The sequence below is a fragment of the uncultured Brachyspira sp. genome, assembly GCF_934747485.1.
In the GTDB taxonomy this organism is placed as follows: domain Bacteria; phylum Spirochaetota; class Brachyspiria; order Brachyspirales; family Brachyspiraceae; genus Brachyspira.
In genome coordinates this window covers 1-9449 of record NZ_CAKVGN010000094.1, presented here as the reverse complement: position 1 = coordinate 9449, position 9449 = coordinate 1, and the positions used below count along the sequence as shown (strand labels likewise).

Sequence of the window (9449 nt, the reverse complement as noted above, 5' to 3'; positions counted from 1 at the left end):
AAATTATGATACACCTATGCTATACTTTAAGAAATTAAGGAATTCCTAACTGCAATATGTCTGGCTCCTGTGCAATGATATGTATTTTATTAAATAACTTGCTTAAAAATATTTGTAATAAAAAATTAATGTATTAGATTTTTTATTCTTTTTTAATAAAATGCTTTATTTATTATTATAGAATTTTATGCTGAAATAATATATATTAATATAAAATGGTTGTTATATGAAAGACTACAATAAAGAGATTTTCACTACAGATATAAAATATATAAAAGGCGTAGGACCAAAATACGCAGAAACACTCGCTAAAAAAAATATATTCACACTTTATGATTTAATAACATTTTTTCCAAGGACTTATGAAGACAGAAGAAATACACTAAAGATAAATGAAGCCTTAAAAAATCCAGATAAAAACTGTGTTGTGTATGTTGAAGTCATAGATGTAGGAAGTTTTACTTTTCAGTTTAGGAAGAAGCCTTTGATTATAGTAACAGACGGCATCACGTTATGCGAAGTGCCAATATATGGAGGGCGTGTTCCTGCTGGTGCTTCTAAGGGAGCAAAATTATATCTCACCGGGAAGTTTATACGCAATATGAGAGGAAAGGTGCAATGCAGGTTTGTGGAGTTTGAAAAGCCTTCTTCAAATTCTTTATCATATGGAAAAATAGTGCCTATATATCCGCTTACAGAAGGACTTTCTCAGAAAAAATTAAGAACTTTAATTGTTAGCGAATTAGAAAAATTTGAAAAGAATATGCAATATGATATACCAAAGGTTATCAAGAAAAAATACAGATTAAAAAACTTTGTAAGCTCTATAATGGAGATGCATTTTCCTACATCTTTTGAGGCATTGGAAGAGGCAAGAGAGAGTTTAGTTTTTGAAGAGTTTTTAACTTTTCAGTATATACATTTAAGTGAGAGAAGACCAAATATACTTATAAAAGAAGAAAGGTATAATAGCAGTAATTTATTAGAGAGGGTAAAATTAAGTTTAGGTTTTAGCCTCACAGATGACCAGAATAACGCTATAGAAGAGATAAAAAAAGATATGTTTTCTAATAGGCAATTATTTAGGCTTCTTCAGGGAGATGTTGGAGCTGGAAAAACAATTGTGGCATTTCTAACGGCATTAATACCAACAGAATCTAATTTTCAAACAGCTTTTTTAGCTCCCACAGAAATATTAGCACTTCAGCATTATTATACTTTTAAAAAAATAATAAAAAATGCAAACTTAGAAGATGTTATAAAAATAGATATACTTACTTCGTCTGTGAGTCAAAATGAAAGAGCATATACATTAAAAAGACTTAGAGAAGGTAAAACTCATATATTAGTAGGCACTCACTCTATATTATATGATGAGGTTGTATTTAAAAATCTTTCTTATGCCATAGTAGATGAACAGCAGAGATTTGGAGTTAATCAGAGAAATAAATTGTTGTCAAAAGGAAATAATGTTGATTATCTATTAATGACAGCAACGCCAATACCTCAGTCTTTGGCTTTAACTTTGTTTGGTGAGTTGGATTTATCTATTATTAAGAGCATGCCAAAAGGAAGAAAGGGTGTGCTTACGAAATATAAAGAGTTATATGAAAGAGACCATTGTTATAAGTTTTTAAAAAGCAGAATAGCAAAAGGTGAGCAGGGTTATGTGGTTTTTCCTTTCATAGAGAATGATGACAGCAGTATAATCACTTTATCAAGCGAGTTTGAGAGGGCTAAGCAAACCTATTTTGAAAATATAAACATAGAAATAATACATGGCAAGATGAAAGATGAAGAGAAAGAATATATTATGAATAGGTTTTCAAACGGTGAGATAAAGGTGCTTTTTTCAACAACAGTAATTGAGGTAGGTATAGACAATCCCAACGCCACGACAATATTAATAGAAGGGGCAGAGCGTTTTGGTTTATCACAGCTTCATCAGCTTAGAGGAAGAGTTGGACGCGGCGATAAGCTTGGCTATTGTTACTTAATACTTCATAGTGAGCTTAATGATATAATAAAAGAGAGAATTAATGTTATATGCGAAACTACTGATGGTTTTAAGATAGCTGAAAAAGATTTAGAGCTTAGGGGTGCTGGAGAGTTTTTAGGGGATAAGCAAAGCGGTATAGCAGATTTTAAGCTTGGCAATATTGTGAAAGATGCTGAGATTATGCGTAAGGCAAAAGATGAGATGCGAGAATTATTGAAGCTTGATAGAGAAGAGTTTTTTAGAGAGAATGAAGATTTTGTTATTAAGGCAAATTATTTAAAGAAAGAAATGAACATTTAGTTTTTTATTATAACTGTTTCAAAACTATTGATATAGAATATTAATTATAATTTTTTTTATAAAATAAAATATTGTTGTATAGAGTAAAATATAGTATAAAACATTAATTTTATATAAAATGCAGTCTTTTTGGTTCTTTGTGCCAACAAAAGAACTGGGGGTGTGGGGGCAAAGCCACCACAAATAAAAAACTTAAAAATATTTTTCAAACTTAAAATTTTTTAGCATTACAATAGTAAATATATATTGCCAATCTTTATGAATTATAGAGAAGTTATCAACTTTTTTGTCGCACAAAAAAGTTGCAAAAAACGCACATAATATAGCCAATTATTTAGGAATATGTATTAAATAAAATAATAGAATAAAACCTAAATTTTAGCTTAAAAATGCAGTTCTTTTGGTTCTTTTATACCAATACCACAGGCACTTCCTTCGGTCGTAAAAGAACTGGGGGGGGGTGTACTCTAAGGGCACGCTTCGCAGGGGGGCTAGTCCCCGAGAATAATAAAAAATAAAAACTAATTTTTTATCTCGCTGACGCTACCGTAAGTACGCCTATTCTTTCTATAAACTCTAATTTTCTTAATTCTAATGACATCTCATTTATAGTTGAACCTGTTGTAAATACATCATCTATTATCAAGATATTTATTTTTTTATTGTTATTAAACTTATACTTTTGGTTTATTTTAAAAGCGTTTTTTATTGCTTTCTCTCTAAGCTCTTTTCCTTTTATCATGCTAAGAGGCTTACTCTCTTTTTTTCTAATTATAATGTTTTCTATTAATGGTATATTTATTATTTTTGATATGTGTCTTGCTATGAGTTCGCTTTGATTATAGCCTCTTTCAAGCAGTCTATTTTTTCCAAGAGGCACAAACGAAACAGCATCAAATTTATTAATATAGTCTTTATAATAAAAAGAAAGCATAACAGCAAAATCTTTACAAATTAAATATCTATGGCTAAACTTCATCTTATGAATTAAATTACTTGTTTTATCATCATAATAAAGCATTGATTTACATTCATCAAAATAAATGTTTTCGTAAGAGCATATGCAAGTTGAATCTTCTGTGTCTATCACTCTTCCGCAGCGATTGCATCTTATATAATCATCTCTGTGAATATAGCTTAATTTGTTAATGCAATCTATGCATATATAATTCATATTATCACTTTGCATGATATTTTTACATATGATGCAATGATTTGGAAATAGTATATTAAAAACAACAGTAAAAAATTTTTTAAGCATTATTTCCTAATTTTATAAATGCTTCTTTTTTTAAATACTCTTGAACAATATCCAAATCTTCTTTTGTGTCAATTCCATGTATAAAATGATTAGTTTCTAATACTTTGATTTTCATTCCATTATAAAGCCATCTTAACTGCTCAAGCTTTTCTATCTTTTCGTATTCGCATTCTTGTAGGGTTTCTATTTTTAAAAGAGCCTCTCTTCTAAAAGCATAAACTCCAATATGTTTATAATATTTAACTAATATATCTTGGTCAAATCTTTTATGCGGAATAGTAGCTCTTGAAAAATACATCGCATAATCTTTATAATCGCATACCACCTTTACAGCATTTTCATCTTTAATTAAAGGGCTATAATCATCAATTTTTGTTTTTAAAGTAGCTATATCAACATTCTCATCATCAAAAGCATCTATAACAGGTTTAAGCACATCTTCATTAATTAAAGGCTCATCACCTTGAACATTAATAATAATGTCAGAATCTATATTTTTAGCGACTTCTGTTATTCTTGAAGTGCCGGAAGTATGATGCTTTGAAGTCATAACTGCTTTAGCATTATTTTTTTCGCATATATCCATTATCTCTTTTGAATCTGTTGCCACTATAACTTCATCTATATCTTTAGCAGCCTTGACATTGTCATAAACAGCAATAATTATAGGCTTGCCTAATAATTCATAAGTAAGTTTCTTTGGAAATCTTGTAGAATCATATCTTGCAGGTATTATAGCAGTTACTTTTCTCATTTTATTTACCGCCTATAATGTCTTTTACCATATCTGATAATTTATTTTTAAACTCTTCTTGAGTTTTTGATTCTAATAATAATACAGTATACATGCTTAATTTTGATATCTTTGTCATAAGAGATAATAATTGCAAATATTTATCGCTTTTATCTATAGGAGTTAAAAACATTGTAAGTAAATGAACAGGTTTTTGATCTAAAGCATAATAGTTAATACCCGGTTTTGATATTGCAAATATTAATTCATTTTCTTGAACTTCTTTAGTCCTTAAATGCGGAAAGGCTACTCCATAACCTAAACCGCTTGATATAATATTTTCTTTTTTAAACATACACTCTATAGTTTTAGAAATATTTATTCTAAGTCCGTTAGATTCTGCATATATTAACATTTCGCTTATAGCTTCTTGTTTATTATTTGCCTTTAAATCAAGCATTATATATGATTTTTTCACATTATCTAAAATTTCATTTAAACTCATCATAAGCGAAAATCCTTTTTTAAATATCTGTATTAAACTTTTCTTTTATATATTGCTTTAGAGTATATTGTTTTTGAATAAGCTCTAATGTTATATTAAGCGGATATATAGTACCATAATCATTAATATATATTCCTATAACCTCATCATCTAAATCAATCTCTCTGGAAATAATCCACTTACCATTAAAATGTGCTTTAATAATTTCTCCAATATACGCTGCTATAGCAAATATAAAGCTTCTATTATTGTCATCATTTTCTAATATTTTATTTATTTTTTCTTTGAAGAACTTATCAATTTCATTTAAACTTTCAATGGTATAATCAATATTATAACCTTCTCTTATTAGAAAATTGCTTATCCAATTTGCAGTTCTAATAATATCATTTTCTGGAACTATATATCTAGACATAATAATTATAACCTTTAGAGCTTTATGATATATTTTTTTTTTAATAAGTCAAGTTTTTAATATTTTTCAAATAAAAATAATACAATAAATTAGTTGACAAAAAAAGAAATTAATATATAATTGAAAAACATATTTAACGGGATGTAGCGCAATTGGTTAGCGTACCTGCTTTGGGAGCAGGGGGTTGTGAGTTCGAGTCTCACCATCCCGAATGCGCTAGTAGCTCAATTGGATAGAGCAACTGCCTTCTAAGCAGTAGGTTACAGGTTCGATTCCTGTCTGGCGCGTATAAGGTCTTAAATCAAAGACTCTTTTTTTTCTTTATTATGGCGAATGTAGCTCAGTTGGTTAGAGCGCCAGATTGTGGATCTGGATGTCGCGGGTTCAAGTCCCGTCTTTCGCCCTTCCTAAATAAAAAAGCAATCATACTTGATATTTTTCCTCTTTAATATACCATTTATATTTATGGAGGGCTAAAATGAAAAAAATTAAAAAACTATTATTAATATTTTCTATCTTCGCAATAAGCAATATATCAGTATTTGCTGCTAGCGGTTTTGAAGCTATAATTAATGTGCCTTTAGGTTTATCTATTGGTGTTCCTACTGGTACTTATGAGGCTTTATCTGATAAAGGTAAGGTTGGTTTTGACTCTGGAGTTACTGCTCAAATTGGATATATGATAGGTATTGGCAAATTGGGTATTAGCATATTAGGCGAGTTTGGTTATAGTTATGATAGCTATAAAATGTATTTACTTCAGTCTGAAATTTTAGGTCAAAAAACTGAAATGAATTTAAGCATGTATACTCATAGCTTTCAAGTTGGTTTGCTTCCAAAAATTAATATTGGTCAATTTGCTATAGGAGTTGGTGCTGGTGTTAAGATACCTATTACTGCTGTTTATGAGGTAGATACTACTGCATTTGGACTAAATGAAAAAGCTACAACTGATTTAAAAAGAAAAGATATAGAAAAAATATATAATGGCAGAAATGTTATTCCTTATATTAAACTTACTTTTGATTATTCTATATTTTTTAGCTCTAAAATGGCTTTGAATATTGGTGCTTATTTAGGATATGATTTTGGTTTGGCTCAAAAAAATGCTATAGATAATGAATATAATAGTGTTGATAGTTTTGATTTGGGTTTGCAATTGGGTTTAAGGTTTGCTCCTAAACTATAATAGGCTATAATAATAAAAATATTTACCGATAATTAATTACTATTAATTAAATTTTAAAAGCGTCTGTGGCTCAATTGGATAGAGCAGCGGATTTCGGTTCCGCCGGTTGGGGGTTCGAATCCTCTCAGACGCGTAGTTTTTTATTCTTCGTCTTCTTTACTCTCTATATCTTCTGTGTAATCATAAATTCCATATTTCCACTCTCTGTATTTCTCTATCTCATCATTAAAAAGTTTTATACATAACCCTATAATAAAAGCATCATCAAGCAAACCTATTAATGGGAAAAAATCTGCTATGGCATCAAATGGAAGAAGTAAATAAAGTAATGATGCCCCTATTGCGGATATTACTTTCCAAGGAACATTTTTATAATTACCGCTTATATAGTCTTTTATCATGCTGATAGATATTTCTATTTTGTCTTTAAATATATAAAGCTTTCCTGATGATTGCATAGCTTTAAATATTTCTTTAGTTTTTAAAAGCAGAGATTCTAATTTATCATGGTTAATATTAGAAATTAGATACAGCCATATTTTTTTGGCTTTGTTTTTTAAATACATTTTAATATATCCTATTAAACAAAATAATAATATTAATTATAATTTATAATTTTAAATACTGCTATCAATTATTTTTTAATTTTGTAAAATTTGCATCAAAACTTATATTTATATGCGTATGATTAGAGTTTATGCTGCTTCCTATTACTAAATTATTAGGATAGCTCCAATTTCTAAGAGGAACATTAAAATATTTTAATATGCTATTTGCCTTTTCTAATTGTATTGTAAATATATAATTTGGATTATAATCATCTATCTTCTTTATCATCTCATTTAAGTTTTTTTGATTACTCATATTATTTATAGCTGTTTCTATTGCCTTAGAATCTTCACTAAAGAAATATATTTTATCGATAAATGTATAATATAATGATGAGCCGTCAGGAAAAGTATAAGAATATATATAACTATTATTATATTGTTTATCTGATTTTGTAATGTTAATATATTTTTTTAATAATTCATTTTCTAATTTCGGCAGAATATTATCATAGTTTTCTATATTGAATATCATAACAGGATAAATTATCTTGCTTGATTCTATATAAGCTAATGCCATCTCTCCATATAAATCACTGATAATACTCAAAAAAGAATATTTGTTATTCATTTTATTGAAGAGACTTAATAATTCTTTTTTTATTTTTGTATTATTATCATTTTTTAAATCATTATATATAATTGGGTATAGTCCGGAAATATAGGACTTTAATGATAAATATGCAACAGTGTTTTGATAAGGCAAATAATTCTGTATATTCATTTTTTTGTTTAAATTATAAAGTTCAAACTTATCAGAAGCTCCATATTGATAATCAACAAAAATATCCATTCTTCCATTATCATCATATAGTTTTATATTTCCATATATGCCATATACATCTTTAAAATATTCTATTGGTTTAAAAAATAAAGAACCTTCGCATTTATTATCATCAAATGATTTTTTGTTTATATAAAAAGAAATATCAGGATTATATTCTAATGATGAATTTTGTAATACGCTGATATTTTCAAAACTTCCCGCTTTAGCATCAAAGAAATCTATAATTTTCTTTATGCTTGAATAATTTTTACTAATTATAACAATACCATTGTAAAACGAAAAATAAATTAAAGGCTCATTATTTACTATTCCAAACACTTTATAATTATTATATATTTCTTTTTTTATTTCATATTTTATAGTGCCTATATTTATTGTTTTTAAATTAAAAAAACTATTTGCCAAAAAAGTATTAATTTTACCTATATCAAAAAAATATAATAACTCTGAATTTGAAAGATTATCATTATATTTCCACAGAAGTATAGAAGCATTTCTTGACGTTAAAATTTTAGAAAGTTGTTTTATAAAAAAATTTGAATTATTTTTTAAATTATAAAAAAAAGCATCGATAGTTTTCATCATTATAGAAAAATCGTACATAGACTCATCATGAGATATTCTATAAGCATATACAGAACCTGTAAATTTAGATATGCTTTCATTTATACTTTTAGCACTTATATATATAATACTATCTTTAGGCATATTTATATTTTTCATGTTTTTTTGATGCAGACCAAAAGGATAGTATCCTATTATTAAACCTACAATTAAAATTATAATCAATATTGAAGATATTATAATAGCAGCTTTTATTTGACGTCTTCTTTTAATACTTATCATATCATACCTTAAACAACTATACAGTTAATTATTTTCGTCATTTTAGCTATATAATTAAATTATGAAAATATGACATTATGTTTTTTATTTTCTTCTATATGTTATTATTTATAAAAGCATATATATAAACTTAAGTTAAACTTATATAAATAATTTGTAATTACATTGGAGTGATACATATTGCATTAAGTATTTCTTAATAGGTGCATCATAATTTAAAGCAGAGTATATCTGTTTATAATTGAAAAAATTATTATATTTTTTAATTTATGATTTGATTTTATAAACTTAATTATTAAATACAAAAGCATAAAATTATTTTTAATCTCAGTTATGGTTACTTTCTACAAAAGCATTATCCAATGTAAGGCAAATATACTATAGATTCTCTTAATATAATTTTTCTTACAAAATATATATAAAGATGTTCAATATCAAATATATATTTACAGTAAGTAAATTCTGTACAATTGTTACCACAGGCTCTTCCTTCAATCGCCGTTTGAATGAAATCTATACAAAAAGGAAAATATATAAATATACTTGAAATAAAAATCAATTTATGATAAATATGCTTGTAGTATCATTTAAAAGGTGCGGTAATGAAATTTGGTATATTAGCGGTTATATTAATGACTCTTTCTTTTATATTTTATAATGAAATGAAAAAAGATAATTATAATATAATAATAAAAGAAAATGAAGAAAACAATATTTACAACGCAAACTATATGTTTAGGAGCCATACATATTGCACGTTTTTTAGTTTAAAAAAAGCAGGTATTCCTTATAATTTAATTAACTAA

9 protein-coding genes and 4 tRNA genes are annotated in these 9449 nt (G+C 26.9%); 7 read left to right on the top strand and 6 right to left on the bottom strand.

Annotated elements, in window-relative coordinates; translation table 11 throughout:
- Positions 1 to 226 precede the first annotated feature (226 nt).
- Positions 227 to 2299, top strand: a complete 2073-nt coding sequence (gene recG, locus Q0H31_RS12385) for an ATP-dependent DNA helicase RecG (protein ID WP_295298639.1) — start codon at positions 227 to 229, stop codon at positions 2297 to 2299.
- Between the two features lie 529 nt (positions 2300 to 2828).
- On the opposite strand, the gene Q0H31_RS12380 is transcribed toward recG, so the two are convergent.
- From Q0H31_RS12380 to Q0H31_RS12365, 4 genes are read right to left on the bottom strand one after another with little or no spacing between them, the layout of a single operon-like run.
- Positions 2829 to 3560 (bottom strand): ComF family protein, encoded by a 732-nt coding sequence (locus Q0H31_RS12380; RefSeq protein WP_295298637.1) that lies wholly within the window; start codon positions 3558 to 3560, stop codon positions 2829 to 2831.
- Positions 3553 to 4314 (bottom strand): 3-deoxy-manno-octulosonate cytidylyltransferase, encoded by a 762-nt coding sequence (kdsB, locus tag Q0H31_RS12375; protein WP_295298635.1) that lies wholly within the window; start codon positions 4312 to 4314, stop codon positions 3553 to 3555. The genes Q0H31_RS12380 and kdsB overlap by 8 nt, the downstream gene beginning before the upstream one ends.
- Position 4315: 1 nt before the next feature.
- Positions 4316 to 4801 (bottom strand): PTS sugar transporter subunit IIA, encoded by a 486-nt coding sequence (locus Q0H31_RS12370; protein ID WP_295298633.1) that lies wholly within the window; start codon positions 4799 to 4801, stop codon positions 4316 to 4318.
- Between the two features lie 16 nt (positions 4802 to 4817).
- Positions 4818 to 5213 carry a hypothetical protein gene (locus Q0H31_RS12365; RefSeq protein WP_295298631.1) on the bottom strand — a complete coding sequence of 132 codons (396 nt, stop codon included), beginning with the start codon at positions 5211 to 5213 and terminating at the stop codon, positions 4818 to 4820.
- A 137-nt stretch (positions 5214 to 5350) separates the two neighbouring features.
- Between Q0H31_RS12365 and Q0H31_RS12360 the strand changes: the two genes are divergently transcribed.
- From Q0H31_RS12360 to Q0H31_RS12340, 5 genes are all read left to right on the top strand, one after another.
- A tRNA-Pro gene (locus Q0H31_RS12360) sits at positions 5351 to 5424 on the top strand.
- 2 nt (positions 5425 to 5426) lie between these two features.
- A tRNA-Arg gene (locus tag Q0H31_RS12355) sits at positions 5427 to 5500 on the top strand.
- Between the two features lie 41 nt (positions 5501 to 5541).
- Positions 5542 to 5617 (top strand) — tRNA-His (locus tag Q0H31_RS12350).
- Between the two features lie 74 nt (positions 5618 to 5691).
- Positions 5692 to 6402: a hypothetical protein gene (locus Q0H31_RS12345; RefSeq protein ID WP_295298629.1), complete on the top strand. Its 711-nt coding sequence runs from the start codon at positions 5692 to 5694 to the stop codon at positions 6400 to 6402.
- Positions 6403 to 6461: 59 nt separating this feature from the next.
- A tRNA-Arg gene (locus Q0H31_RS12340) sits at positions 6462 to 6535 on the top strand.
- A gap of 7 nt (positions 6536 to 6542) precedes the next feature.
- Here the strand turns inward: Q0H31_RS12340 and Q0H31_RS12335 are convergent.
- Together Q0H31_RS12335 and Q0H31_RS12330 are read right to left on the bottom strand one after the other, a co-directional pair.
- Complete coding sequence (locus Q0H31_RS12335) at positions 6543 to 6968, bottom strand: YkvA family protein (protein ID WP_295298628.1); 426 nt, start codon at positions 6966 to 6968, stop codon at positions 6543 to 6545.
- A gap of 64 nt (positions 6969 to 7032) precedes the next feature.
- Positions 7033 to 8643 carry a DUF3352 domain-containing protein gene (locus Q0H31_RS12330; RefSeq protein WP_295298626.1) on the bottom strand — a complete coding sequence of 537 codons (1611 nt, stop codon included), beginning with the start codon at positions 8641 to 8643 and terminating at the stop codon, positions 7033 to 7035.
- 602 nt (positions 8644 to 9245) lie between these two features.
- Here Q0H31_RS12330 and Q0H31_RS12325 point away from each other — a divergent pair.
- Complete coding sequence (locus Q0H31_RS12325; protein ID WP_295298624.1) at positions 9246 to 9449, top strand: hypothetical protein; 204 nt, start codon at positions 9246 to 9248, stop codon at positions 9447 to 9449.